Origin of the sequence: Streptomyces sp. BBFR51 (assembly GCF_044591655.1) — a bacterium.
GTDB lineage: Bacteria > Actinomycetota > Actinomycetes > Streptomycetales > Streptomycetaceae > Streptomyces.
The window spans coordinates 1,246,185-1,272,921 of sequence record NZ_CP172448.1 but is presented as its reverse complement, the minus strand read 5'-3'; the positions used below and the strand labels follow the sequence as shown (position 1 = coordinate 1,272,921).

At 71.1% G+C, this 26,737-nt stretch carries 23 protein-coding genes; 17 read left to right on the top strand and 6 right to left on the bottom strand.

All coding sequences use genetic code 11. From position 1 onward, the window contains the following. Positions 1–93 precede the first annotated feature (93 nt). Complete coding sequence (locus ACGH7X_RS05655) at positions 94–816, top strand: L,D-transpeptidase family protein (protein WP_399882238.1); 723 nt, start codon at positions 94–96, stop codon at positions 814–816. Positions 817–832: 16 nt separating this feature from the next. Here the strand turns inward: ACGH7X_RS05655 and ACGH7X_RS05650 are convergent, their stop codons facing one another. Then, positions 833–1,294, bottom strand: coding sequence for a MarR family winged helix-turn-helix transcriptional regulator (locus ACGH7X_RS05650; RefSeq protein ID WP_399882236.1), 462 nt, complete (start codon positions 1,292–1,294; stop codon positions 833–835). A 147-nt stretch (positions 1,295–1,441) separates the two neighbouring features. Here ACGH7X_RS05650 and ACGH7X_RS05645 point away from each other — a divergent pair, with 147 nt between their 5' ends. Together ACGH7X_RS05645 and mltG are read left to right on the top strand one after the other, a co-directional pair. Continuing rightward, on the top strand, positions 1,442–3,244 hold the full coding sequence (locus tag ACGH7X_RS05645; protein ID WP_399882234.1) for an ABC transporter ATP-binding protein: 1,803 nt from the start codon (positions 1,442–1,444) through the stop codon (positions 3,242–3,244). 202 nt (positions 3,245–3,446) lie between these two features. After that, positions 3,447–4,199, top strand: a complete 753-nt coding sequence (mltG, locus tag ACGH7X_RS05640; RefSeq protein WP_399896803.1) for an endolytic transglycosylase MltG — start codon at positions 3,447–3,449, stop codon at positions 4,197–4,199. A gap of 12 nt (positions 4,200–4,211) precedes the next feature. On the opposite strand, the gene ACGH7X_RS05635 is transcribed toward mltG, so the two are convergent. Further along, on the bottom strand, positions 4,212–5,291 hold the full coding sequence (locus tag ACGH7X_RS05635) for an NAD(P)-binding domain-containing protein (RefSeq protein ID WP_399882232.1): 1,080 nt from the start codon (positions 5,289–5,291) through the stop codon (positions 4,212–4,214). Between the two features lie 55 nt (positions 5,292–5,346). Between ACGH7X_RS05635 and ACGH7X_RS05630 the strand changes: the two genes are divergently transcribed. The 3 genes from ACGH7X_RS05630 (at position 5,347) to ACGH7X_RS05620 (ending at position 6,792) form a co-directional block, all read left to right on the top strand. Then, positions 5,347–5,769 (top strand): secondary thiamine-phosphate synthase enzyme YjbQ, encoded by a 423-nt coding sequence (locus ACGH7X_RS05630; protein ID WP_399882230.1) that lies wholly within the window; start codon positions 5,347–5,349, stop codon positions 5,767–5,769. 83 nt (positions 5,770–5,852) lie between these two features. Further along, positions 5,853–6,083 (top strand): hypothetical protein, encoded by a 231-nt coding sequence (locus tag ACGH7X_RS05625; RefSeq protein WP_399882228.1) that lies wholly within the window; start codon positions 5,853–5,855, stop codon positions 6,081–6,083. A 433-nt stretch (positions 6,084–6,516) separates the two neighbouring features. Beyond that, positions 6,517–6,792 (top strand): hypothetical protein, encoded by a 276-nt coding sequence (locus ACGH7X_RS05620; protein WP_399882226.1) that lies wholly within the window; start codon positions 6,517–6,519, stop codon positions 6,790–6,792. A 230-nt stretch (positions 6,793–7,022) separates the two neighbouring features. Here ACGH7X_RS05620 and ACGH7X_RS05615 read toward each other — a convergent pair whose 3' ends face one another. After that, the gene (locus ACGH7X_RS05615; protein ID WP_399882224.1) at positions 7,023–8,486 is read right to left on the bottom strand and encodes an MFS transporter; all 1,464 of its coding nucleotides are present in this window, start codon (positions 8,484–8,486) and stop codon (positions 7,023–7,025) included. A gap of 211 nt (positions 8,487–8,697) precedes the next feature. On the opposite strand from ACGH7X_RS05615, the gene ACGH7X_RS05610 reads away from it, so the two are divergent. Beyond that, positions 8,698–9,330, top strand: a complete 633-nt coding sequence (locus ACGH7X_RS05610) for a TetR/AcrR family transcriptional regulator (protein ID WP_399882222.1) — start codon at positions 8,698–8,700, stop codon at positions 9,328–9,330. A 68-nt stretch (positions 9,331–9,398) separates the two neighbouring features. Here the strand turns inward: ACGH7X_RS05610 and ACGH7X_RS05605 are convergent, their stop codons facing one another. Beyond that, positions 9,399–9,974, bottom strand: coding sequence for a YdeI family protein (locus ACGH7X_RS05605; RefSeq protein ID WP_399882220.1), 576 nt, complete (start codon positions 9,972–9,974; stop codon positions 9,399–9,401). 266 nt (positions 9,975–10,240) lie between these two features. Between ACGH7X_RS05605 and ACGH7X_RS05600 the strand changes: the two genes are divergently transcribed. From ACGH7X_RS05600 to ACGH7X_RS05590, 3 genes are all read left to right on the top strand, one after another. Beyond that, on the top strand, positions 10,241–12,937 hold the full coding sequence (locus tag ACGH7X_RS05600) for a cytochrome P450 (protein WP_399882218.1): 2,697 nt from the start codon (positions 10,241–10,243) through the stop codon (positions 12,935–12,937). 270 nt (positions 12,938–13,207) lie between these two features. Further along, a complete protein-coding gene (locus ACGH7X_RS05595) occupies positions 13,208–14,539 on the top strand; it encodes a cytochrome P450 (RefSeq protein ID WP_399882216.1) in 1,332 nt (443 codons plus the stop codon). Between the two features lie 538 nt (positions 14,540–15,077). Then, positions 15,078–15,746 (top strand): Crp/Fnr family transcriptional regulator, encoded by a 669-nt coding sequence (locus tag ACGH7X_RS05590; RefSeq protein ID WP_399882214.1) that lies wholly within the window; start codon positions 15,078–15,080, stop codon positions 15,744–15,746. On the opposite strand, the gene ACGH7X_RS05585 is transcribed toward ACGH7X_RS05590, so the two are convergent. Together ACGH7X_RS05585 and ACGH7X_RS05580 are read right to left on the bottom strand one after the other, a co-directional pair. Beyond that, a complete protein-coding gene (locus ACGH7X_RS05585; protein WP_399882213.1) occupies positions 15,728–16,441 on the bottom strand; it encodes a 4'-phosphopantetheinyl transferase family protein in 714 nt (237 codons plus the stop codon). The genes ACGH7X_RS05590 and ACGH7X_RS05585 overlap by 19 nt on opposite strands. Positions 16,442–16,451: 10 nt before the next feature. Then, positions 16,452–17,753, bottom strand: a complete 1,302-nt coding sequence (locus ACGH7X_RS05580) for a cytochrome P450 (RefSeq protein ID WP_399882212.1) — start codon at positions 17,751–17,753, stop codon at positions 16,452–16,454. 340 nt (positions 17,754–18,093) lie between these two features. Here ACGH7X_RS05580 and ACGH7X_RS05575 point away from each other — a divergent pair, with 340 nt between their 5' ends. From ACGH7X_RS05575 to ACGH7X_RS05545, 7 genes are all read left to right on the top strand, one after another. Then, positions 18,094–18,828 (top strand): Crp/Fnr family transcriptional regulator, encoded by a 735-nt coding sequence (locus ACGH7X_RS05575; RefSeq protein ID WP_399882210.1) that lies wholly within the window; start codon positions 18,094–18,096, stop codon positions 18,826–18,828. An 85-nt stretch (positions 18,829–18,913) separates the two neighbouring features. Next, positions 18,914–20,227, top strand: a complete 1,314-nt coding sequence (locus tag ACGH7X_RS05570) for a cation:proton antiporter (protein ID WP_399882208.1) — start codon at positions 18,914–18,916, stop codon at positions 20,225–20,227. 91 nt (positions 20,228–20,318) lie between these two features. After that, on the top strand, positions 20,319–21,218 hold the full coding sequence (locus ACGH7X_RS05565; protein WP_399882206.1) for a DUF6039 family protein: 900 nt from the start codon (positions 20,319–20,321) through the stop codon (positions 21,216–21,218). Beyond that, positions 21,202–22,434 (top strand): hydroxymethylglutaryl-CoA synthase family protein, encoded by a 1,233-nt coding sequence (locus tag ACGH7X_RS05560; protein WP_399882204.1) that lies wholly within the window; start codon positions 21,202–21,204, stop codon positions 22,432–22,434. Before ACGH7X_RS05565 ends, ACGH7X_RS05560 begins: the two co-directional genes overlap by 17 nt. Positions 22,435–22,438: 4 nt before the next feature. Continuing rightward, positions 22,439–23,230, top strand: coding sequence for an enoyl-CoA hydratase-related protein (locus ACGH7X_RS05555; RefSeq protein ID WP_399882202.1), 792 nt, complete (start codon positions 22,439–22,441; stop codon positions 23,228–23,230). Next, a complete protein-coding gene (fabD, locus tag ACGH7X_RS05550) occupies positions 23,227–25,665 on the top strand; it encodes an ACP S-malonyltransferase (protein WP_399882200.1) in 2,439 nt (812 codons plus the stop codon). Before ACGH7X_RS05555 ends, fabD begins: the two co-directional genes overlap by 4 nt. Before the next feature lie 101 nt (positions 25,666–25,766). Beyond that, complete coding sequence (locus ACGH7X_RS05545) at positions 25,767–26,717, top strand: DUF6039 family protein (protein ID WP_399882198.1); 951 nt, start codon at positions 25,767–25,769, stop codon at positions 26,715–26,717. Positions 26,718–26,737: the final 20 nt, after the last annotated feature.

Genomic DNA, 26,737 nt, shown 5'->3' with positions numbered 1-26,737 from the left:
CAAGCGGTTTTCCGCGGTGGGGCACGAATCCGGTCGCGCGGCGAGTGCGACGATGGACGGATGGGAAGTGGTGGACGGCGTACGGCGGTCGCGATGGCGGCCCTTGGATCCCTGCTGGCGGTGACGGCGCTGTCCGCGTGCGGCGGCTCGTCGGGGCGCGACACGGACTCCGGAGCGAGCGGACCCCCGGGCGGAGCGGGCCGGAGCAGTGCCACCGCGGATCCGACGAGGATCCCCGGCGTCGGCGACCGGCTCCAGCGGCGCATCCCCGCCGACTCACGTCAGGTCGTCGCGGTGTACGGCGACGGGAAGGATTCCGCCGACTCAACGGTCGTGCTCTACACGAAGCAGGGCTCCGCCTGGCACCGCGCCCGCAGTTGGGCGGCGCACAACGGCACGAGGGGGTGGACGACCGACCACCACGAGAACGACAAGCGCACCCCCGTCGGCGTGTTCACGCTCAGCGACGCCGGCGGCGTGCTCCCCGACCCGGATCCGGCCCCCGATACCGGACTGCCGTACAGCCGGTCCGCGGCCTTCGCCGCACCGCGGTGGTGGGCCAAGTCGTACTGGCACGACTTCGACTACGTCATCGCCATCGACTACAACCGGGTCAAGGGCACCCCACCGAACGACCCGACCCGCCCCGAGGGCACGTCCAAGGGCGGTTCGATCTGGCTGCACATGGACCACGGCAGCGGTACGTCGGCCTGCGTGAGCCTGCCCAAGCCGGCGATGGAGCACCTGCTGCGCACGCTCGACCCGGACCGGCACCCCGTCGTGGTGATGGGTGACAGAGCGGACCTGAAGGCCTGACCGCGGGCCCCGCGGATCACGCCGTGCGACGCTCCTGCCCGGCGTCGGGCCCGTCGATCAGCGAGTCCAGCAGTCCGCCGAGCACCGCGCGCTGCTCGTCCGTCAGCGGAGCCAGGATCTCCTCCGCGGCGGACCGGCGCGCGCCGCGCAGTTCCCGCAGGGCCGCGCGCCCGTCGTCGGTCAGCTCGATCCGGATGACCCGGCGGTTGGCGGGATCCGGTACGCGGCGCACCTTCCCGGCCGCCTCCAGCCCGTCGACCAGCGTCGTCACCGCCCGGGGCACGACCTCCAGGCGCTCGGCCAGATCGGCCATGCGAGGGGGCGAGCCGTAGTGCGCCAGCGTGCGCAGCAGTCTGGACTGGGCCGGTGTGATGCCGAGGTCGCGGTGCTCGAGATGGCGCTTCTGGATGCGGTGCACCCGGCGGGTGAGCCGCAGCAACTGCTCGGCGAGCAGGCCGTCGGGATCGGGGGCGGTCATACGGGAACAATATCAGGATGACGTTCATTGTGAGTATAGGTAACAATGACCTATGATCCGTAAGGTCCGCGAGAACCTGCGGCGGTCTCCTGAGGTCCGCCCTCCGCAGCTCTCGCCGGCCTCCCCTCGCCCCCTCCGAAGGAGCCCATGCACCCCGATCGCGAATCCGTCTGGAGCGCACCCGCCGACGCCAAGGAACAGCCCCGGCAGGTGCGCCGCATCCTGAAGCTGTTCCGCCCCTACCGCGCCCGCCTCGCGGTCGTCGGGCTGCTGGTCGGCGCCGCGTCCCTGGTGTCGGTCGCCACCCCCTTCCTGCTCAGGGAGATCCTCGACGTCGCGATCCCCGAGGGGCGCACGGGCCTGCTGAGCCTGCTGGCCCTCGGCATGATCTTCGGCGCCGTCCTCACCAGCGTCTTCGGCGTGCTGCAGACGCTGATCTCCACGACCGTCGGCCAGCGCGTCATGCACGACCTGCGTACCGCCGTCTACGGCCGGCTGCAGCAGATGTCCCTCGCCTTCTTCACCCGCACCCGCACCGGCGAGGTCCAGTCCCGCATCGCCAACGACATCGGCGGCATGCAGGCCACCGTCACCTCGACGGCGACCTCCCTGGTCTCCAACCTCACCAGCGTGATCGCCACGATCGTCGCCATGGTCGTCCTCGACTGGCGGCTCACCGTCGTCTCGCTGCTCCTGCTCCCCGTGTTCGTGTGGATCAGCCGCCGCGTCGGCCGGGAACGCAGGAAGATCACCACGCGGCGCCAGAAGCAGATGGCCGCGATGGCCGCGACGGTCACCGAGTCGCTCTCCGTCAGCGGCATCCTGCTCGGCCGCACCATGGGCCGGTCCGACTCGCTCACCCGCGCCTTCGCGGACGAGTCCGAAGGCCTGGTCGACCTGGAGGTGAGGTCGAACATGGCGGGCCGCTGGCGGATGGCCGTCATCACGATCGTCATGGCCGCCATGCCCGCCGTCATCTACTGGACCGCGGGCATCGCCCTGCAACTCGGCGGCCCCGGCGTGTCCCTCGGCACGATCGTCGCCTTCGTCTCGCTCCAGCAGGGGCTCTTCCGCCCGACCGTGAGCCTGCTGTCGACCGGCGTCCAGATCCAGACCTCGCTCGCGCTCTTCCAACGCATCTTCGAGTACCTCGACCTGCCGATCGACATCACCGAGCGGAAGGACCCCGTCCACCTCGACCACATCAAGGGCGAGGTCCGCTTCGAGGACGTCGGCTTCGGCTACGACGGCAAGGGCGGCCCGGTTCTGGACGGCATCGACATCACCGTCCCCGCCGGCAGCAGCCTCGCCGTCGTCGGTCCCACCGGCGCCGGCAAGTCCACCCTCGGCCACCTGGTGCCGCGGCTGTACGACGTGACGGGCGGCCGGGTCACCCTCGACGGGGTCGACGTGCGCGACCTCGACTTCGACACCCTTGCCCGCGCCGTCGGCGTCGTCTCGCAGGAGACGTACCTCTTCCACGCCTCGGTCGCCGAGAACCTGCGCTTCGCCAAGCCGGACGCCACCGACGCGGAACTGGCGGCGGCGGCGAGAGCGGCCCAGATCCACGACCACATCGCGGCCCTGCCCGACGGCTACGACACGGTGGTCGGCGAGCGCGGCCACCGCTTCTCCGGTGGCGAGAAGCAGCGCCTGGCCATCGCCCGCACCATCCTGCGCGACCCGCCCGTCCTTGTCCTCGACGAGGCGACCAGTGCCCTGGACACCCGTACCGAGGCCGCGGTGCAGGACGCCATCGACGCCCTGTCGGCCAACCGCACCACGATCACCATCGCCCACCGCCTGTCCACGGTCCAGGACGCCGACCGGATCGTGGTGCTCGACTCCGGACGCCTGGCCGAACAGGGCACGCACGACGCACTGCTGGCGCAGGACGGGAGGTATGCCGCGCTGGTCCGCCGGGACGCCCGACTGGAGCCGACAAGATGACGATATGCCGGGTTTGTCGGCAAATGAAGGTTACCGTGCCCGCATGCAGACGAACATTCCGCGACGGAGCGCGAGGGGCGCGAGGAGCGCGAGGAGCGCCAGAGGGCCCAGAAGTCCCAGAAGCCCCAGGAGAACGATCCGACTGACGCGCCGGGGCCGTATCGCCCTGATCGCGACCGGCGCCGTCCTGGCCGGTACCGCCGTGGCGGTGCCGCTGCTGATGCCGGACGACGAGGGGGAGCCCCGCCCCACGTCCCTGGTCGTCCCGGAGGGTTGGCGCGCGACCCAGGTCTACGGAGCGGTCGACAAGGTCCTCGCCCTGCCCGCGGGTACCACCAAGAAGTCCCTGGCCAAGGCCAACCTCAAACTGCCGAACGACGCCGAGGGCAACCCCGAGGGCTATCTCTTCCCGGCGACCTATCCGCTCGGCGAGAACCCGACCCCGGAGAAGCTGCTGACGGCCATGGTCGACACGGCGAACAAGAAGTTCACCGGCGCCCCGGTCGCCGCGGGCGCCCAGCGCAACGCGCTGAACGTCTACCAGGCGGTCACCATCGCCAGCATCGTGCAGTCGGAGGCCGCCGCCAAGGAGGACATGGGCAAGGTGGCCCGGGTGATCTTCAACCGGCTGGAACGCGGCATGCCGCTGCAGATGGACTCCACCATCAACTACGCCCTGGGCCGTTCCACCCTGAAGACCTCCACCAAGGACACGAAGATCGACAGCCCCTACAACTCGTACCAGCGCATGGGACTTCCGCCCACCCCCATCGCCAACCCGGGCGACGAGGCGATGAGCGCCGCGATCAACCCGACCCCCGGTGACTGGCTGTACTTCGTCACGGTCAAGCCCGGCGACACCCGCTTCACCGCCGACTACGCCGAGCACCAGCGCAACGTGGCCGAGTTCAACCGCCTCGGGCAGAGCGCCTCGAAGAAGGCCGAGGCCAAGTGACCCGTCGGGGCGTCACGCGGCGACCGGCTCCTCCTCGGCCAGCAGCCGCCTGATGTCCCGCACGGCCGCGCGGCCCGCCCGGTTGGCGCCGATGGTGCTGGCCGAGGGCCCGTAGCCGACGAGGTGGATGCGCGGGTCGGCGAGCGCGCGAGACCCCTCGACGCGGATACCGCCGCCCGCCTCCCGCAGCCGCAGCGGCCGCAGGTGGTCGATGGCCGCACGGAAACCGGTCGCCCACAGGATGACGTCGGCTGCCACCCGCCGCCCGTCGTTCCACTCCACCCCTTCGGGTGTGATCCGGTCGAACATGGGCTGCCGGTCCAGCACACCCGACTCCAGACCGGCCCGGATCGCGTCGTTCAGCGGCAGCCCGGTCACCGACACGACACTCTTCGGCGGCAGCCCCTGCCGCACCCGTTCCTCCACCAGTGCCACCGCCGCACGGCCCGCGTCCTCGTCGAAGGGACCCTCGCGGAAGACCGGAGGCTTTCTGGTCACCCACGTGGTGGCCGCGGCGTACGGGGCGATCTCCAGCAGATGCTGCGTCCCCGAGGCACCTCCACCCACCACGACGACGCGCTGCCCGGCGAACTCCTCGGGCCCGGCGTACTGCGCGGTGTGCAACTGCCGCCCGCGGAAGGTCTCCTGCCCCGCGTAGCGCGGCCAGAAGGGCCGGTCCCAGGTGCCGGTCGCGTTGATCAGCGCACGCGTCGACCAGGACCCGGCCGACGTCTCGACGAGCAGCCGCCCGTCCGTCCCCTCCTGCACGGCGCGGACGTCGACCGGCCGCCGTACCCGCAGGTCGAAGGCGCGCTCGTACTCCGCGAAGTACGCGCCCACGACCTCGGCGGACGGCCGCGCCGGATCCGCCCCGGTCAGCTCCATGCCCGGCAGCGCATGCATGCCGTGCACCTTCCCGTACGTCAGCGACGGCCAGCGGAACTGCCAGGCGCCGCCGGGCCCGGGGGAGTGGTCGAGCACCACGAAGTCGCGCTCCGGCTCGAACCCCGTGCGCCGCAGGTGGTAGGCCGCGGCGAGCCCGGCCTGACCGGCTCCGATGACGACGACCTCGACCTCGCGTGTGTTGTTCACGCTTCTACCAACGGTGCGGGAGGCCCCGATCTTCCCCCGCTGTCAGGATGGGGGCATGCCAGATGCCTTCACCACCCGAGTCCTCAACCTCGCCACCGGCTCGGCGGAGCGGGTCGCCGACATCACCGGCGACTGCGAGGCCTTCCTGCGCGAGGCGGCGGCCGGCCGCGACGGCCTCCTCAACGTCTTCGTCCCGCACGCCACCGCCGGGATCGCGATCATCGAGACCGGCGCCGGCAGCGACGACGACCTGCTGTCCGCCCTGCACACCCTGCTCCCGGCCGACGACCGCTGGCAGCACCGCCACGGCAGCCCCGGGCACGGCCGCGACCACGTCCTGCCCGCCTTCGTACCACCGCACGCGACGCTGCCGGTGATCGACGGCCGCCTGGAGCTCGGAACCTGGCAGTCGGTGTGCCTGGTGGACACCAACCGGGACAACTCGGAGCGGACGGTGCGGCTGAGTTTCCTGGGGTGACCTGGGGGCGATCAAGATCGTCCTGGGTGCGGCCGCGCAGCCCGCAGCGGTACTGACCGTCTGACCGCTGAAGGGAGCCGGCCATGACCACCCCACCGCACGCAGCCGGTGACGGCACGGCGCCCGACAGCGCGGTCCGGCTGGTCCGCCGCCTGACCCGGGCCGCTCTCCACGACCAGGCCGCCGTTCCCGTCCTGGCGGCCGTCGTCGCCGCGGACCCCGCCACTTGCCTGCCGCTGGCCATGACCACGGCGCGCTGCGGCGCCGGCCCCTCGACGCCGCGCTGGCCGCCACCGTCACCGCCCTCCGCCTGACGCACACTCAGGCCGCCGGTCTGGACGACACCATCTCGGTCAACACCGGCATCCTGCCCCACGCCGCCTCGCCCGCAGGCGACGCGATCAGGCGAGCGGACCCGCACACCTCGCAGCGGCGCTGCGCTCACTCGGCAGCCGGCTGGAAGCGGTCGGCCGGCACCACGAGGCCGTGGCGGTCACACATGAGGGTGTCCGGACCCGGCGCGCACACCTACTCCGGGGGCCTGGCACGAGCACTCAGCAACCTGGGCAGCCGGCTGCAGCGGGTGGGACGGTATCAGGAGGGGCTCGTCGCCAGTGAGGAAGCCGTCAGGATCTACCGCGCCCTCGCGGCCAGGCGGCCGACGCGTACGCCCAGGAGGCCGACGGCCGGGCCGCGCGCTGGAGGGTGGAAGGGGCGGCGCCCCGCAGTGACCCGGACGGCATAGTCGTGCACCGCCTGACGTTGCCGATCCACATCACGGAGTACGACGAGGACCGCTGGGTCACCGATCACAAGGAGTGGTGTATCGCCGTGCGGTGCGACGACCCGGCCCGCGCGATCGCCGCTCCGAACGCGGCAGGACCGCGCCTCCTGCACGTCGCCGACGACGGCAGCGTGCAGCCGGGCGGCGCGGCCGGACTCACCGGCCCTCCCGGACCCTCGTACACGCCGAACTACGTGTCCACCGCCGAGGACGACCCGGTGGTCTGGCTGGACTGCTAGGGCGGCGTCTTCCCTCTCATGGCCCGCCCGGTCCTCGAAATCGTCATCGAGGAACTGTGTGCGGCCGGTGTCGTGCGGCCCGAGATCACCACACCGGACGGCCGGGAACCGACGCGCTGACGCAGCGGCAGGACGGCCTCGCCCTCACCCGCCGGGAACGGTTGGTGAGCCGGACCCGGCAAGGGGGCAGGTCCGAAGACCTGCCCCGCACTACCGTCCTCCCCGGGGGGCTACTCCGGGCTTTCGGCCAGCGGGACCGACGGGGAGCCGTCCGCCGCGGGCTTGGACTCCGCGTCCGTGCCGCCGGCGTCCGAACCGGGCATCATCCCCGGCATGGCCGCGTTCTCGGCGGGCCGTACGAGGAGGACCACCAGGGCGAGCGCGACGACCGTGATCGCCACCGCGACCCAGAAGCCGGCCGAGGCACCCTTGGCCAGGACGTGGGCCTTGTCGCCCGTCGCCCCGCTCGTCACCGAGCTGTACACGGTGATGATGATCGCCAGGCTCAGCGAGCCGCCCATCTGCTGCGTCGCGTTGAGCAGGCCGGACGCGGCCCCGGTGTCCTCCGTCTCGACATCGGACACGCCGACCATGGTCATCGGCATGAAGACCATGCCCGCACCCAGCCCGTACAGCAGCATGGGCCCGAGCAGGTCACTGAGGTAGGCGCTGTCGGCGGAGATGGCCGTCAGCCAGACGAGCGAGCCGGTGATCAGCAGCGTGCCAAGCACCAGCGGCAGGCGCTGCCCGATCTTGGGGATGAGCTGCATCATCACGCCGGAGACGACGATGATCGAGACGCTGAGCGGCAGGAAGGCCAGACCGGTCTTGAGCGGGCTGTAGGCCAGCACGTTCTGGAAGTAGAGGGTCAGGAAGAAGAACATCCCGATCAGCGAACCCATCATCGCCACGCCGAGGACGTAGATGCCCGAGCGGTTGCGGCTGGCGAACAGGCGCAGCGGGATGATCGGCTGCGGGGTGCGGCTCTCGATGAAGAGGAACGCCGCCAGCAGGATCACGGCCACGATGAACGAGCCGATCGTGGTGGCGTCCCGCCAGCCGCTGTCGGAGGCGTGGATGAAGCCGTACACGAGCAGGCCCACGCCGCCGGTGGAGGTGATCGCGCCACCGATGTCGAACCGGCCCTCGCTCCGCGCCGACTTGCCGATGAACAGCGGAGCGACCACGGCCAGGGCGACGCCAATGGGGACGTTGACCAGCAGGACCCAGCGCCAGGAGACCCATTCGGTGAGCAGACCGCCCGCCACCAGGCCGATCGCGCCGCCCGCGCCCGAGACACCGGCGAACACCGCGAAGGCCCGGTTGCGCTCCTTCTCGGTCGGGAAGCCGGTGGCGATCAGGGACAGCACCGTCGGGGCGATGATGGCGGCTCCGGCACCCTGGATGACGCGCATGCCCAGCAGCCATCCGGAGTTCTGGGCCAGGCCGCCGAGCAGGGACCCCAGCGTGAACAGCGAGACACCGCCGATGAAGGCCGGGCGGCGGCCGAGGAGGTCACCGACCCGGCCGCCGAGCAGCAGCAGCCCGCCGAACGCGAGGGCGTAGGCGTTGACCACCCACGACAGGTTCTCCGTGGAGAAGCTCAGGGACTCCTGCATGCTGGGGAGCGCCACGTTCACGATGGTGGCGTCGAGGATTACCATGAGCTGGGCGATCGCGATGACAACCAGCATGAGCCCGGTGCGATGCGCTAGCCGGGGCGGGCTCTGTGGGGCTGCGGTCGCGGGAGAGCTAACAGCCATTTGGTAGCCTTATCAGGGAAAGTGCGGGGAAATTTAAGGAACCATAGCGTTCACTGTTTGCCACTTTAGCAGCGGCAAGTAAGGAACACAATCGTTCACCATGTGGTCGGCGGGGCGGGGCCGTCCGGGAAGTGAGGATGCCGTGTCCGGAGCCGGAACGGCTGCCGAGACCGCGGTCGGCCGCCAGGGCCCGCCCAGGAAGGCGGGAGCGAGCCGCCGCCGGGGCGAGGATCTGGAGCGCGCTATCTACTCGGCGGTGATCACCCAGCTCGAAGCCGTCGGCTACGCCAGGCTGACCATGGACAGGGTGGCGGCCGACGCGCGTACGGGCAAGGCCGCGCTCTACCGGCGCTGGCCCAGCAAGGCCGACCTCGTGGTCGACACGCTCGACTTCGCCCTGCCCGCACCCGAGGACGCGCCCGACGAGGGCAACGTCCGCGACGACCTGGTCGAGCACATGCGGCAGAAGGCGGAGGTCCTCAACTCTCCGGTCGGACGCGCGGTGCAGAGCCTGCTCGCCGAGATCGACCGGGACCGGCCGCTGGTCCGCCTGGTGCAGGAGCGCGTCTTCCAGCCCCGGCAGAACGTCTTCCAGCTGATCCTGGACCGCGGTGTGCAGCGCGGCGAGCTCCGTACCGGCCCGCTCAGCCCGCTGGTCGCCGAGGTCGGGCCCGCCATGCTGGTGCAGCGCTTCCTCAGCGATTCGGCTCCGGTCCCCGACGACTACCTGGTGGACGTGGTGGACGAGCTGATCATGCCCGTCATCCGCAAGTAGCCGTCGGACCGTCCTCTCCGCCCGCCCGCCCGCCCGCCCGAACCGACTTCCGGCGACCGCGCCCCGCCTCAGGGGTGGATCTTCTCCTGGTTGGCCAGCATGCCGACGTACTTCTCGATGCGCCGGGCCCTGGTCTCGGGCTTCTTGGCGTCCTGTACCCGGTAGAGGATGGAGTAGCGGTTCTGGCTGTCGAGGGTCTTGAAGAACTCCGCGGCGGCCGGGTTGGCCTCCAGCGCCTGCGCCAGGTCGTCCGGCACCGTGGCGGTCTTCGCCCCCGCGTAGGCCGCCTGCCAGCGCCCGTCCGCCTTGGCCCGCTCGACCTCGGCGATTCCCGGCGGTTTCATCCGCCCCTGCTCGACGAGGGCGGCGACCTTCTCCCGGTTGACCTTGGACCACCGGCTGCGGGCCGACCGCGGGGTGAACCGCTGGAGCCAGTGGGTGTCGTCCAGCTTGCCTTTCTGGCCGTCGATCCACCCGTAGCACAGTGCCACGTCGAGGGCCTGGGCGTACGTCAGGGCGCCTTTGCCCGCGGCGCTGTTCCTGAGCTTCAGCCAGAACCCGCCGGACGTGGAGTGATTGCGGGAGAGCCAGTCCTCCAGCTCCGCCGGCGACGCGAATTCGATGGTCTCTTCGTCTCGGGCCATGGCGTGAGTCAAGCACACGAGGGCGGCCGGCGGAGGTGACTGTTTCGGTATCGGCGAGGCCGGCCGCGATCTGCCGGAACGGGCGCGCGGCCGACGCGTCCCGGAGCCGCCCGGCTGTCACGACCCCGCCGGCCCGGCTGAGTTCGGCGTCTTTGCCGGGATGCTCAACCTTGCGCCGTGCGGCGCCAGGCCTTCGTGCGACCGTAACTCCGATCTGGCCGGTCATGGGCTGGCGCGGCCGTAGGCATCGAGCTGAGGAGCACCGCATGAGCACGCCGACGTCCCGGCTTGTCGTCCCTGACCTGTTGGGCTTGCGCGCCGAATACCACCCCGATCAGGTGGCACTCAACGTCAACGGGGGCGCCGGCCTGACCTACGCCGACTGGCTCCACGGAGCCAACCGGGTCGCCCGGGGCCTGCTCGACCGCGGGGTCGAGCGCGGGGAGCGCATCGGAATCCTGTTCAGCGGCCTGGACTGGATCGACTACGCCGTGGCCTACCTCGGCGTGATGACGGCCGGCGCCACCGCGGTGCACCTGCACACCGGCATCGCCGCCCCCGAGATGGCACGGCGGCTCGACCAGTGCAAAGTGACCGGCATAGTGCGGGGCGCCGCCACCGCCCCCGTGCCGGACTTCGGCGGCTGGTCCGACACCGTCGCCGGGGTCGCCACCGGCGACGGCGGACCGGTGAAGGCCGACATCGGCCCCGAGGACCTGGCCGAGATCCTGTACACCTCGGGCACCACGGGTCGCGCCAAGCCCATCGCCACCCCGCACGGCAACCTCACCTTCGGCCGCGGGCCGGAGGGCTTCCGCCAGCTGGGTGACCCCAAGCCGCTGCTCGCACCGATCCCGCTCGGCACCACCTCCAGCGCGACCACCACGGCGGTCGCGCTCAGCCTGTCCGCGACGATCGTCCTGTGCTCGCCCGACGACGTGGAGCGGATGGCCGAGCTCATCGAGGCGATGCGCATCAAGTCGGTGATGTTCACGCCCTGGATCGGGCTCCAGATGGCCGCCGCCCGGATCTCCGAGCGCTACGACCTGACCTGTGTGGACACCCTCGCCACCGCGTCAGCCCCGCTGCCCGGCCCGATAGCCAACCGGCTCCTCGAAATGATGCCGTCGGCCAAGATCACCAGCGTCTACGCCGCCCGTGAGTGCGTGCCCGCGGTCATCACGATCACCTACGACCCGGCCCGCCCGCTGGCCGTCGGCCGCCCCGCCCAGGGCACCGACCTCCTGGTGGTGGGGCCCGACAGCGAGCCGGTCGCCACGGGCGAGATCGGCGAGGTGTGGCTGCGCAGCGCCGCCCCCAAGCGGGTGTTCCTCGAAGGCGAGGAGCGGATCGAGCAGGCCGGTAACGAGTGGACGCGCACCCGCGACCTCGGCTACATGGGCGAGGACGGCGACCTCTACCTCTTCGACCGCGAGGCCGACGCGATCCGGGTGGGCGACAAGCTCGTGTCCAGCATCGCCACCGAGGGCGCCCTGTACGGGCACCCGGCCGTGCAGCAGGCCGCCGTGCTCGGCGTCCCCGACCCGGTCCTGGGCCAGGTCCCGGTCGCCGTGCTGGTGCTGTCCGGCCAGGACGACCTCCCCGGCGTCCGCGAGTTCGCCGCCGAGCACCTCGAACCCCACCAGCGGCCGGTCCGCTACCATCTGGTCGACTCCATGCCCCGTGGGGTCATGGGCAAGGTCCTGAAGTACCAACTGCTCAAGGACCTGGTCCCCACCACCTCCGTCGCTCGGGCCGATGCCGAGGCGGAGAGCATGTTCATGGGGATCATGACGGGGACCGGCGAGGACCTGTACGAGGACTACCGCCGACTGCGGGAGCGGACGCCCGCCCTGCTGACCGGCGACGGCTCGCTGGTGCTCAGCCGGTTCACCGACTGTGACGCCTCGCTGCGCAACCGCAGCCTCGGCAAGAGCGACGAGTGGCTGAAGCTGCAGCTGGCCAGCGTCTCGGCGACATCGCTGAGGCCGGTCATGGAGCTGATGCAGCGCAGCATGATCCTCACCAACCCGCCGGACCACACGCGGCTGCGCCGGCTGGTCAGCTCCGCGTTCACCGGGCGCCATGTCGAACGCCTGCGGGAGACCGTCACCCGGCGGACCAGCGGCCTGCTCGCCGACCTGGCGGCCGACCCCGGCGCCGACCTCATGAGCCGGGTCGCGGTGCCGCTGCCGATCAACACGATCGGCGACCTGCTCGGGATCCCGGAGGACGACCGGGCCGGACTGATCCCGCACATCCACGACCTCGGGCTGCTCATGGAGCCCGCGGCAGGACCCGACGGGGTCCGGCGCGGGGCCGCGGCCCAGCGCGCGCTGGCGGACTACTTCGCCGGGCTGCTCGCCGTCAAGCGCTCCGAGCCGGCCGACGACCTGCTGAGCCGGATGGCCGTCTCGGGCGAGGAGGGCGCGCTCGACGAGACCGAGATGATCGCGACCGCGCTGCTGCTGTTCGGCGCGGGCAACACCCCGACCGCCAACCTGCTCGGCACCGGCCTGTGCGCCCTGCTCGACCACCCGGACCAGCTCGCGCTGCTGCGGGCGGACCCGGGCCTGATCCCCGGAGCGGTCGAGGAGATCCTGCGGTACGACTCGCCCTCGCAGTTCGACTTCTACACCGTCCTGGAGCCGGTCACGCTGGCCGGAGCGAAGCTGGAGCCGGGCCAGAACGTCATCACCCTGCTCGGTGCCGCCAACCACGACCCCGAGCGATTCGACGACCCCGACCGCTTCGACGTCCGTCGCAAGCAGGGCGGCCACCTGTCGTTCGCCGCGGGGATCCACCACTGCCTCGGCGCCCACCTGAGCCGCCTGCAGGCTGAGGTGTTCTTCGCCGAACTGCTCAGCGGGTACTCCACGATCGAGTACGCCGAGCCCCCGCAGCGCCACCCCGGCCTCGGCAACCGCGGCTACAGCCGCGTCGCGCTGCGCCTGGAGCGCTGACCCTCCCGGGAGCGGGTCGGGCGACCGGCGTTCCGGCGTCGGCCGCCCGACCCGCTCATGGACCGGCTGGACCCGCGCGCGCCGGCGCCGGAAACGGTTGGTCGCTGCTCAATCCTGAGCGCCGGTCGGACACCGGCCCGGGCTACGATCGAAAGGCACTCGGACGACCCGCGGTTGAGGCGGCGTCGGGTGAGTACCTCCTGTTCCAGTAGGAAAAGACGACGGGAGAGCATGCTCATGTCGGGTCAATCGGATCAGATTGTTGGTTCTGTGCCAGTCGCATCCGGCGGCGTCCTGCTCGCCGGGCACAGGCCGGCTGTGGCGGTCCGGAGGCTGGCCTTCTTCGAGCGGGTCCGGGCCGAGGGGCCCGTGCTGCGACTGCGCATGGGCCGCACTCCCACCTACCTCATCAACGACCACGCGATGGTCCGCGAGATACTCGGCGACGGCGGTGACACCTTCGCCCGGGGGCGGTTCTTCAGCAAGGTGCGCCCGCTGGTCGGCAACGGGCTCGGCAGCTCCGACGGTGCCTTCCACATGCGTCAGCGCCGCATGGTCCAGACGGCGTTCAGCCACGACCGTCCCGGCTACGACGTGGACGCGCTGCTGGGCGGCATCAAGGCGCAGGTCGACACCTGGAAGCCCGGTGGCGTCGTGGACATGGCCCGGGAGATGGACGTCCTGGCCAACGCGCTGATCAACACCGCGCTGTTCTCCTCGGACAAGGTGTCCGGCGACGCCGACACCATCCGGGACACCATCGCGGACTTCATCGCCGGCGTCGGCATCCGCAGCGTGGTCCCCAGCGACCTGGTGGACAAGCTGCCCACCCCGGCCAACCGGCGCTTCGTCCGGGCCAGGGACCGGCTCGAAGAGGCGCTGACCTCGATCATCAGCCGGTACATGAACGACCCCAGCCAGCACACCGACATCCTGTCCAGCATGGTCAACGCCCGGGACGCGGACGGCAAGCCCATGAGCCCGGGCGAGCTGCGCGACGAGGTGCTGTCCATGCTGATCGCCGGCGGCGACAGCACCGGGCACGCGCTGGGCTGGGCCTTCCACGAGATCGCCAAGCACCCCACCGCCGCCCAGCGGCTGCGCGACGAGTTCGCCGAGGTGCTGGAGGGGCGGGACCCCACCATGGCCGACCTGAACCGGCTGGGGTACACCCGCCAGGTGGTCAACGAGACCCTGCGGCTGCGCAGCCCCGGCTGGATGGACATGCGGCGCACCACCCGGCCGGTGACGGTCGGCGGGTTCTCCTTCCCCGCCGAGGCCGAACTGCTGGCCAGCCTCACCGCCCTGCACCGTGACCCGACCGCCTACCCGGCTCCCACGACCTTCGACCCCGACCGGTGGGCGCCGGGGCACCCCAACCCGCCCCGCCGCGAACAGTTCATGCCCTTCGGGGCGGGTACCCGGCTGTGCGCCGGAGAGTCGATGGCCAACCTGACGATGACCTTCGCCCTGGCCACGGTGCTGCCCCGCTTCGACCTCCGGCCCGTACCCGGCCAGCCGGTCCGCGAGGTGTGCAAGGGCATCATGGGGGCCAACGCCCTCCCGATGACCGTGCACCCGCGGTCGGAGGCCAAGGTCTGACCCGTACCCGGGTCCCCGGGGCGGGGTAGTACCCCTGCCCGGTCATCCGTGCTCCCGACAACGAGGCCCCGCCTGCGCCGCGCAGGCGGGGCCTCGTTGTCGGTCGTGCGGAGGTCCCTCCTGGCGGTCGCGCACGGCGCGCGGAGCCGCGGTGCACGGCCGTCGCGCAGTGCGTGGGCCGGCCACCGGCCGCCCGGTCCATGGCTGATTTGACGCGAACATGTCGGCCACCTGATCGCGGAGGGAAACCGTGGGGCGAGGTGTGACTTATCTCATTTGGGGCCGAGTGATGGGTTTTGCGCCGCTTCTGGGCAACCGTGCAGCGGGCGGAGCAGGGGAATTCATGTGCCGTGGCCGAATATCACTCTTCTTCGGCCGATGATCCAGTTGGGGCTACGGTCCGCGATGTATTGCGGCGGGTTTGGCAGGGTCCGGGGATGGTTACGATTGACCTGGGGGAAACGGGGTCTCGACCGCATTCTTGACCGGATTCCGCCTTTCATCATGGGCACGGCCACCGGATGCGAGGGGATGCCACATGTTCACCGCCACATCTTCGCCATTGTGGGAAAATCTGCGGGAGAGGATGGCGGGGGGTGAGATGCCCACGCCAGTGGTGCGACTGGTACGCGGCGAGAACGCGTATTCCAGCGGGCAGTCCGACAACAGCCTGTACATGGTCGAGGAAGGCCAGGTCAAGACCGTTTCGGGATCGCCGGACGGCAAGCGGTGTCTGCTCTCCATATGTGTGGAGGGGGAGTTCTTCGGTGAGCTGGGAATTCTGCAGGGAACCCGCACGGAGACCGCGACGGCGATGAAGCGAAGTGTCCTGCGAAAGCTCTCGGTGACGCAGGTGGCGGCGGTTCTGCAGGATCTTGAACACGCCGAGGAGTTCGCGCTGCACCTCATGTCACAGCTGTTCTGGCAGCAGCGGTTGATCGCCAATATGGTGACCATGAACTGCGAGCAGCGGCTCGCGGTGACGCTTCTCGACCTCGCCCATAAGGTCGGCCGGCGACAGGGCGCGGAGCTGAGAATGGAACGGCGGATAACCCACGAGGAACTCTCGGAAATGGTCGGGACCACGCGTTCCCGGGTGGGGTTCTTCCTGAAGCGGTTCTGTGACGACGGGCTGCTGGTGCACAGCGGCTCGGCCCACCTGGCGGTGCACGAGACCCGGCTGGCACGCTACGTGGCGGCGGTCTGAGCCGAGCCGGTCAGGGCGCCGCGGCGCAGGGCGAGCGCGGCGACGTGTCCTGGTCCCGGCCGCCACTGATGGAACTGCCACTGGCGTGAGGTGTCGGCGGCCAGCGTGATCGTCCCGCTCTCGGGCGGCGTGCCGAAGTCGCAGCGGTCGAACGGGTGGGCCAGGCCGAGGCCCAGGGCCTTGGTGTAGGCCTCTTTCAGCGTCCAGTAACGGAGCGCGGCGTCGGCCTGCCGCTCGTCGGGCAGCCGGGCGAGCGCGGCGGCCTCGGCGGGGGCGAACACCCCGTTGAGCCGGTGGGTGCGCCGCGGCAGGGTCGCCTCGACGTCGATGCCGCAGTCCGTCCAGCGGGTCACCACGCAAAGAGCCGCGCCCGGGGTGTGGGAGAGGTTGAATCTCAGCCCTGTCCCCGCAGCGCGGCCGGCGAGCTCCGGACGGCCGTGCCAGGTGGTGCGGAACTCCCACTGGCGCGGCGTAAGTTCTGGGTGGGACCAGGTCAGCGCGGTGCGCAGCATGGCGTGCCCCACCGTGTACTGGGCGCGGTCCCGGGCGAAGCGGAAGCGGGACAGCCGGTCGTGCTCGGCGCTCGTGAGCAGCGCCAGCCCCGCCCGGACCGCCGGGTCGCGGTCCGAGTCCGGCACGCGCGCGGTCCATACGTGGGCCTCGCGCGTGCCGGGACGGAGTCCTCGCTCTGCCATCCGGCGTGGGTCAGGCTCGGGCGCCGAGCTCGACCTGCAGCTCGACCAGACCGCGCATGATCCGGGTGGGGCGCCAGCGCAGGTCGTCCCTGGTGCCGGAGAGCGAGACGTTCGGGTAGCGGTCGACCAGCGCCGCGATGGCCTCCTGACCCTCGATCCGGGCCAGCGGGGCGCCCAGGCAGTGGTGCAGGCCGTAACCGAAGGCCAGATGCGGGTTGTCGATGCGGCTGATGTCCAGCTGATTGGGATTCTCGAACTGCCGCTCGTCCCGGCTGGTCGAGGCGATGGAGACGGTGACCACGCTGCCGGCCGGGATCATGGTGCCGGCCACCTCTACGTCCTCGGTGGAGACCCGCATGGTGGACAGCTCCACCGGCGGGTCGTAGCGGAGGAACTCCTCCACGGCCGAGGTGACCAGGTCGGGCTTGGCCCGCAACAGGGCGAACTGCTCCGGGTTGTCGAACAGAGCCAGCGTGCCGTTGGCGATCAGGTTGACCGTCGGCTCCTGGCCGGCGCTGAGCAGCAGCATCGCGGTGGAGACCATCTCCACCTCGCTGAGCCGGTTGCCTTCGTCGCGGGCGACGATCAGGCCGGCGATCACGTCGGGCTGCTGGTCACTGGTGTCCCCGCCGGTTTCCGCGAGGTCCTTGAGTTCCTCGCGGCGGCGGGCCAGCAACTCGGTGAAGAAGGACTGCATCGCCGCATAGCCCTCCTGCGGGGTCAGCGCGCCTTCGACCACCGCGTCCGGGGCGGTGAGCATGGCGGTGGCCCAGATGCGGAAGTTCTCCCGGTCGGCGTTCGGCACGCCGAGGATCTCGCAGATGACCGTGGTGGCCAGCGGGTGGGCGTAGTTCTCGATCAGGTCGACGCGCTCCTGCCCGGCGAGGCCGTCGAGCAGTTGCTCGGCGATCTCCCGCACGCGCGGCCGCATCGACTCCATGCGGCGGTTGGTGAACGCCTTGCTGATCAGCTTGCGCAGCCGGGTGTGGTCCGGCGGGTCGGTGTTGACCAGGTGGTAGAGGTAGTCGGCGCGGTTGTCGCGCTCGCCTTTGACATAGCCGGCGTCGCGCAACTGGTCCCAGGCCAGGCCCGGATCCTTGGCGAAGCGGGCGTCGTTCATGACGTCGCGGGCCTCGGCGTAGCGCAGTACGAGTCGGCGGTGGAGGCCGTTGGGTTCGCGGATGGTGTGGACGACGCCCTCGGCACGCATGTCGCAGTACAGCGCGTAGGGGTCGACCCGCGGTCCGGTCGGCAGGACCTTCGGGTCCTCGGGACCGGACGGGGCGCCGGGTTGTGATGACCGGTCACTCACGGGGCAGTCTCCGTTCCTTGGCATGTCGGCTCGTTCCGGCAGGTGCGACCGAGCGTCCTGAACGTAGCCAGGCCCAACCGGGCATTTCTGCGCTGGATTGAGCATCGGGTGAAGTCGGCGGGCGACCGCTCCGCGGAGTCCTGCCTGCGTCGAAGGAGCCACGCAAGCATGGTGCTGGCTTGAAAGTTTTCCTATGCTTGCGCCCGCACCTCGCCGATCCGCACATGCAGGCGGGCGTCAGACACCGGTTCGACGCATCCGCCGGGTCGAGCCCCCCGGTCCGGGACGACGTTCCCGTAGCCGCATACGAGACGATTCGGGGTAGAAGATGAGAGCAACATTGGAGCACCACAGGACCCGTCCGGCCACCACTGACATCCCCGCGCAACGCGCCGCGGCGCCGGCCGCCACCGGCTCGGCCTGCTTCCGCGCCAAGCTGCGCGCGCTGTGCGCCACCCGGCTGAACGACACGCCGACCCTGATCGTGTCGAGACGGGGGCACGTCTACACGGACGGCGGCCGGGACCGGTGTATCTACGTCATAGAGACCGGTCAGGTCAAGACGCTGATGATTACAGGGAGCGGCAAACGATGTCTGCTCTCCATCTTCGGGGCGGGCGACGTCCTGGGCGAGATGGGACTGCTGGGCAGCGAGCGCTCCGACACCGCCGTCGCGCTGGAGAAGGTGACGCTGCGCCAGATCCCCGGCGATCGGTTCCTGTCGGTGCTCGCCGAGGAGGGGCTGCTGCCCGAGTACGTGCGGCACCTCGGGGAGCGGGTGCTCGAACAGCAGAAGATCATCGTCGACATGGTGACGATGGAGTGCGAGCGCCGGCTGGCGGCCCGGCTGCTGCTGCTCTCCGAGCAGTTGGGCACCCGTCGGGGCCGGCTGGTGGTGATCCGGCCCCGGATCACCCAGGAGGAGCTCGCCGAGATGATCGGCACCACCCGCTCCCGGGTCGGGCTGTTCCTCAAGCGCTTCCGCGAGGCCGGCCTGGTCGACATGGTGCACGGCTCGCTGGTCGTCGACGACCAGCTGCTCGGCGAGTACGTCGAGGGCCGCCTCCCGGCCTGATGCTCAATTCTGAGTAGCCGGGCGCTGATGGCGGCGCCGACCCTTGGGGCGTCGGAAAGGTCCGGCCCGGGGGAGTAGGTCGAGCATGAGCGAGCACCAGACCCTGCTGTTACTGCTGCAATTGGCGGCCCTGCTGCTTGTCGGCACGGCGATGGGCCAGCTGGCCCGCCGGATGGGCCTGCCGGGTGTGGTGGGCGAACTGCTGAGCGGTGTGCTGCTCGGTCCGACGGTGCTCGGACACCTCTCGCCGGCGACATTCGCCTGGATGTGGCCGGCCGACAAGTCGCAGACCCAACTGCTCGACGCCGTCAGCACCTTCGGCGTGCTGCTGTTCATCGGGCTGTCGAGCGCGCACCTGGACCTGCGGATGCTGCGCCGCCGCCCGCGCGCCGTACTCTCGATCAGCACCGCGGCGCTGGTGCTGCCGCTCGGCCTGGGCATCGGCACCGGCCTGCTGCTTCCCGGCCGGCTGCTCGGCCCGCACGCCGACCGCCCGTCGTTCGCGCTGCTGATCGGCGTGGTGATGGGCGTCAGCGCGATCCCGGTGATCGCCAAGACACTGACCGACCTGGGCATGCTGCACCGCGACATCGGGCAGCTGACGCTCGCCGCGGCGGCCGGCGAGGACGTGGTCGCGTGGATGCTGCTGTCGATGGTCTCCACGATGGCGACGGGAGCCCTGAGGACCGGGCAGATCGTCACCGGCGTCGGGCACCTGCTGCTGTTCCTGGCCGTGGTGATCGCCGCCCGGCCACTGCTGCGCGGGGCGCTGGGGCGGGCCGAGAAGGCCGAGGGCTCCGGGCCGGTGATCGCGATCACGGTGGTGGCGATCCTGGCCGCCGCGGCGGGCAGCCAGTCGCTGGGCCTGGAGTCGGCCCTCGGCGCGTTCGCGGTCGGCTGCCTGCTCAGCTCGCCGTCGCGGGAGACCGCGGTCCGGCTGGCCTCGCTGCGGACCGTCACGCTCTCGGTGTTCGCCCCGATTTTCCTGGCCGGGGCGGGCCTGAAGATGGACCTGTCGGTGCTGGGCGACCCCGGGACGCTGGCCGCCGCCGCGGTGGTGCTGCTGCTCGCGCTCGTCGGCAAGTTCGCCGGCGCCTACCTGGGCGCCCGGCTCGGCCGCCTGACGCACTGGGAGGGCCTGGCGCTGGGTGCCGGGCTGAACGCCCGCGGTGCGGTCGAGGTGGTGGTGGCGACCGTCGGCCTGCGGCTCGGCGTGCTCAGCCCGGCGATGTACTCGATTGTCGTGCTGGTCGCGGTGCTCACCTCGGTGATGGCCGCGCCCACCCTGCGCTGGACCATGGCGAAGGTCGAGCACAGCTCCGACGAGCACCTGCGGGCCGTCGAACTCGCCGCCTGGTCGGACCGCGCCTCGGCGCCCGCCGACCCTGCGCAGAATTGAGCAGCAGGAATCCGCTGCGCGCTCTTAATGTAATCCGGTTGTGATTGTAGGGGACGACGGATTGATTTCCGTGGAAAAGGAGGCGGGTACCGTGACGGTCGCAGAGAATTCCAGTACAGAACCCAGGACCAGGGCGGCGTACCAGCAGACCTCGGTACCGTTGGACAAGCTGCTGAATTCTGCCGACGCGGGATTCCTGATTCACCGGGTCGGCCAGCTGAAGAACGAGTTCCTTGAGGAGGGCATGTCCTTCTCGGCGGACCTGGTCGATCTGATCAACAACGCCCAGGTCGGCTACGTCTCGATTTTCGCCTTCGAGGAGCTGTTCGGGACGCAGGGCCGGCTGCACTGGCTGCTGCACCTGAAGGAGCCCAGCGACTACCGCCGGATGCTCGACATGGTCGACCACTCGAAGAAGTGGGCCGAGGTGTCCACCGACGACCGGCTGCCCACCAAGGGCGGCGGCAACTGGGAGCGGATGTTCGCCGAGGGCTCGATGACCGAGACGATCATCTGCCCGCAGCACGGCCTGAGCCACCACGACGATGACGACGAGGACCAGCTGGACACCTTCCAGCCGCCGGCCCGCTACCAGTCCCGGCTCGCCCCCGAGCAGCTGCTGCACTCCGTGAACACCCCGCTCACCGTGCACCGCCGTCTCCAGGTCCGGTACGCGCTGCGCGAGGAGGCCCGGAAGTTCTGGTTCGACTGGGCCGGATACGTCTCCGAGGCGATGGTCGGCCGCGCCACCGCCTTCCTCTACGAGGAGATGTGGGGCCAGCAGGACCGCCTGCACCTGCTGATCCACCTCGCCTCCCAGGAGGCCTACGACGAGCTGGTCGCCCTTCAGGAGACCGACCCCGAGCTGCGCCGCCTGATGGCCTCCCAGGTCGTCGCCGACAGCAAGGGCGGCGGTGCCTGGCACCGCACGGTCCTCGACGGCACGATGACCGACACCCTCTGGGCGCCGCTGCATGGCCGTCGGGGTTGAGGCGGCCAACGCCTATGTCGGGCGGGCCGTCCTGGACGTCAGGGAGCTGTTCCACGCGCGCGGACTGGACCTGGGCCGCTTCGACAACCTGATGATGGTGCAGAAGTCGGTGAACCTGCCGTGCGAGGACCCGGTCACCAACGCCGTGAACGCGGCAAGACCGATCCTCGACCGGCTCACCGGGGAGCAGCGCGACAGCATCGAGGCGGTGATCGTCGGCACCGAGTCCGGCCTGGACTTCGGCAAGCCGATCAGCACCTACGTGCACCACTACCTCGGCCTGGGCCGGCGCTGCCGCTCCTTCGAGGTCAAGCACGCCTGCTACGGCGGCACCGCCGCGCTGCGCACCGCGCTCGGTCTGCTGGCGGGCAGCCCCCGCCCGCAGGCCCGTGCGCTGGTGATCGCCGCCGACGCGGGCGGCTCGGTGGTCGGCATGCCGTACTGGGAGCCGTCCCACGGCGCCGGTGGGGTCGCCCTGCTGCTCGGCCCCGAACCCGAGGTGCTCGACCTCGACCCCGGTGCGGCCGGGCTCTACAGCTACGAGGTGATGGACACCTGCCGGCCGCGCCCCGACCTGGCGGCCGGTGACTCCGACCTCTCGCTGCTGGCCTACCTGGAGTGCCTGGAGCGCTCCTTCGCCGACTACCGGGAGGCCGTCGCCGGGGCCGACATCGTCGACACCTTCGACCACCTGGTCTTCCACACCCCGTTCGGCGGGATGGTCAAGGGCGCCCACCGGCACCTGATGCGCCGGGTGAAGCGGATGTCCCCGGACGCCATCGAGGCCGACTTCCGCACCCGGATGGCCGCCACGCTGGTCAACCCGGCCCGGATCGGCAACACCTACGCGGCCGGCCTGTTCGTCGCCCTGCTCTCGCTGATCGAGCACGGCGACTTCCGCGAGCCGCGCCGGGTCGGCTTGTTCTCCTACGGGTCGGGCTGCGCCTCGGAGTTCTACAGCGGCGTGGTCGGCGCCGGGGCCCACGCCCTGCTCGCCCAGAACAGGACCGCCGAGCGCCTGGACGCCCGGCACCGGCTCGCGGTCGACGACTACGACCGGCTCGCGAAGCACACCGCCGAGGGCGCCCCCGGCGTGCAGGACACGGTCCTGGACGTGTCGCAGTACGCCGACGTCTACGACCCGGCGCTGCACGGAAGGGAGCATCTGGTGCTGGACCGGATCGAGAACTTCCACCGGCGCTATCGATGGAGCTGAACAGATGGACCTGAGCCCGGGGCACCGTACGATCCGACTCTCCAGCACGCCGGGAGTCCTGACCGTCGCCCTCGACCGTCCGGACGCGCAGAACAGCATCGACACCGTCATGATCCGGGAACTGCACGAGGCGCTCGACAGCGCCGAGGCCGATCCTGCCTGCCGGGTGGTGGTGCTGACCGGCGGCGACGGCGTGTTCTGCACCGGCATGGACCTGCTCGGGGCGGCCGCCGAGGGCCGTCCCGACCGGGAGCGGGCGGCGCAGGGCGGTGCCGAGTTCCTCGGCCTGCTCAAGCGCCTCACCTCTACCCCCCGGGTGGTGGTCGCCACCGTCGACGGCCGGGTGGCCGGCGGCGGCGTCGGCCTGGTCGCCGCCAGCGACTTCGTGCTCGCCACACCCCGCGCCACCTTCAGCCTGCCCGAGGCGCTGTGGGGCCTGCTGCCGTGCAGCGTCGCGCCGTTCCTGGTCCGCCGTACCGGCTTCCAGAAGGCCTACGCGATGAGCCTGAGCACCCTGCCGGTGACGGCCGACCAGGCGATGCTGTCCGGCCTGGTCGACCAGCTGGTCGACCCGCTCCAGCCGGCGCTGCGCAAACTGGCCTTCCGGGTCATGAAGGTGGAGGGCGAGACGGTCGGAGACCTGAAGCGGTACTTCACCAAGATGTGGATCATCACACCGGACGTCGAGCGCGCCGCGATCGACGAGTTCGCGCGGCTGATGTCCTCCGACGGCGTCGGCCGCCGGATCGCCGACTTCGCCGAACGGCAGCGTTTCCCGTGGGAGGCCGGCTCGTGACGCAGCGGACCGCATGGCTCTTTCCCGGCCAGGGCGCGCAGCGCCGTGGCATGGGCCGCGACCTGTTCGACCGCTACCCGGAGGCGATGGCGGCCGCCGACCGGATCCTCGGCTTCTCGGTGCGCGAACTGTGCCTCGACGACGACGGCGGGCGGCTCACCGCCACCCGCTACCTGCAGCCCGCGCTGTTCGTCGTCAACGAGTTGAGCCGGCGCGCGTACGCGGCCGCCCGCGAACCCGCCCCCGACTACCTCGCCGGGCACAGCCTCGGTGAATACAACGCGCTGCTCGCCGCCGACGCCTTCGACTTCGAGACCGGGATCGCCCTGGTGGCCCGGCGCGGCGAGCTGATGGGCCGGGCCACCGGCGGCGCGATGACCGCCGTGGTCGGCCCCGGCGCCGCCCGGATCGCCGACCTGCTCGCCGAGGCCGGCATCGACGACGTCGACGTCGCCAACCGCAACTCCGCCGAGCAGGTGGTGCTCTCCGGCCCCGCCGAGTCGCTGAGCCGCGCCGCCGCGGCCGTCACCGCCGCGGGCGCGGGCCGCTGCGTGCCGCTGCGGGTCAGCGCCGCCTTCCACTCCCGCTACATGGCCGACGCCGCACGCGAGTTCGCCTCCTTCATCGAGGGCTTCGAGCTGCGTGACCCCCGCCTGCCGGTGATCGCCAACGTCACTGCCCGGCCCTACCGCCCCGGCGAGGTCGCCCGGCTGCTGGTCGCCCAGGTGCACAGCGCGGTCCGCTGGTCGGAGAGCATGCGCCACCTGCTCGCGCAGGGTGTCGACCGGATCGCCGAACAGGGCCCGGGCCGGGTGCTGACACAGTTGTGGGACGCGGCGGTGAAGCAAGCGGCGAACGCGCCCGCGCCGGAACCGCGGCAGGCCGCGGACGCCGCCCCGGCGCCCGCGGCGGCGCGAACCGCAGCCCCGGCGTCCGCCGCCGTTGGGGCGGTACCCGCCGCGGCCGCCCCCGCCCCTGCCCCCGCCCCGGACGCCGGCCCCGCGAGTTCCCCGTCCCCCCTCGGCGCGGCCGCGGGCCCGGCAGCTCCGCCGGCCCCGCGGCCGGCCGGCGACGTCGCCGTACTGACCGCGGATCGACTGGGCTCGGCGGCCTTCCGGGCCGACTACGGGGTGCGCTACGCGTACCTGGCCGGGTCGATGTACAAGGGCATCGCCTCCACCGCACTGGTTGCCCGGATGGCGCGGGCCGGCCTGCTCGGGTACTTCGGGACCGGCGGGCTGCGCACGGAGCGCATCGAGGCGGCGATCACCACCCTCCGCGGCGAACTGGGCCCGGACGGCCGCTTCGGGATGAACCTGCTGCACGCGCTGCACGACCCGGCGCTGGAGGAGGCCACCGTGCGGCTCTTCCTGCGGCACGGGGTGCGGTTCGTCGAGGCGTCGGGCTTCACCCACCCGACCCGGGCGCTGGTGCTGTACCGGCTGAGCGGGGCGTACCGGGACGGCGCCGGCCGGGCGGTGGCGCCGAACCGGCTGCTGGCCAAGGTGTCCCGCCCCGAGGTGGCGACGGCGTTCATGGATCCCGCGCCGGAGGCGCTGGTGGGCTCGCTGCTCGCCGACGGCCTGCTGACCGCCGCGGAGGCCGAGGCCGGCCGCGCGCTGCCGCTGGCGGGGGAGGTGTGCGCGGAGGCCGACTCGGGCGGGCACACCGACGCCGCGGTGGCGTACACCCTGATGCCCGCGATGACGGGGCTGCGGGACCGGACCGTGGCCGGGCGCGGCTACCCGGACGGCATCCGGATCGGCGCGGCCGGCGGTCTCGGCGCGCCGGAGAGCCTGGCGGCCGCGTTCGTGCTGGGCGCGGACTTCGTGGTCACCGGCTCCGTCAATCAGTGCACCCCGCAGGCCGGGACGTCCGACGCGGTGAAGGAACTGCTGGCGCGGGCCGACGTCCAGGACACCGGGTACGCGCCGGCCGGCGACATGTTCGAGATCGGGGCGCGGATCCAGGTACTGGGGCGCGGCACGCTGTTCGCGGCGCGCGCCAACAAGCTCTACCAGGCGTACCGGCAGTACGACGGGCTGGAGTCGATCGACGCCAAGCTGCGGCGGACGATCGAGGACGGCTGGTTCCACCGCGACCTGGAGCAGGTCTGGAAGGAGACCCGCGAGTACTACCTGCGGGTCGGCCGCCCGCAGGAGGTCGAGCGGGCCGAGCAGCACCCCAAGCACCGGATGGCGCTGGTGTTCCGCTGGTACTTCGTGCACAGCACCCGGCTGGCGATGCGCGGCGACCCGTCCGAGCGCGTCAACTACCAGATTCACACCGGCCCGGCGATCGGTGCTTTCAACCGGTTCGCCGCCGGGACCGAGCTCGCCGACTGGCGCAACCGCCATGTGGACGCCGTCGCCGAGGCATTGATGACCGGCGCGGCCGAGGTTCTCCGAGACCGTTTCTCCTCGCTGCATCGTTGATCTTCCGCCCTGCTCAATAGTGAGCTGCGCAGATCTCCGGGGAAATGGCCTAATTGTGCTGCGAAAGAAGAAATTCGAACCGTTCACCAAGGAGCCCGTACATGACCGAGAAGGCTGACTCCGAATTCTCCACGCCGGTCGCCCAGCAGCAGACGGCCCTTCCGGTCGCGGATATCCTGCACTCGGCGAACTCGGGTGTCGTGGTCGAGCGCGTCGGGCAGCTGCGAGCCGAATTCCGCTCGGAGGGCCGGCAGTTCGCACGTGACCTCTCCGAGTACCTGAACCTCCAGTACGTCGGCGTGGCGACCACCTTCGTCTACGAGGAGACCTTCGGGACCAAGGACACCCTGCACTGGCTCCTGCACATGCGCTCCCTGGAGGCGTACGAGACCCTCGTCGCGATGGGCTCCAAGGACGAGGGCTGGCGCGAGGTGATGTTCCGCAACCGCATCCCCGAGGAGCGCGGCGGCGGCTCGTGGGACCGGATGTTCCTCGACGGCGGCCTGAAGGAGACGGTGCTCATCCCGCAGAGCTTCGGGATGTACGGCACGGCCGACAGCGAGCTCTCCTCGGTGATCGAGGAAAGCGGCGTGGACCGCTTCGTGGTGCCGACCGCCGAGCACCAGACCTCGCAGAAGGCCGACGAGCTGCTGCACTCCGGGAACTCCGGCGTCATCATGCACCGCACCGGAGAGCTGAAGTACGAGTTCCGGTCCGAGGGGCGGGAGTTCGCCCGCGCGCTGACCGAGAGCTGGAACGCCTCGCTGGGCGGCGAGGCGACGATCTTCCTCTACGAGGAGGCGTTCGGCCTGTCCGACCGCATCCACTGGTTCATCCACCTGCGCAAGCTCACCTCCTACTACAACCTGATGGGCCTTCGGGCGCGTACCGTCCCGGCCGCACGTGAGGTGTTCACCAAGCAGTGGATCCCGGAGGAGAAGGGTGGCGGCGGCTGGGAGCGGATGTTCGTCCAGGGCAGCCTGAAGGACATGTCGCTGACCCCGCAGCACTGGGGCATGTACGCCACCAAGATCGCCGCAGCCCAGGGCTGACCGTCCCCGCGGGTGTCGGC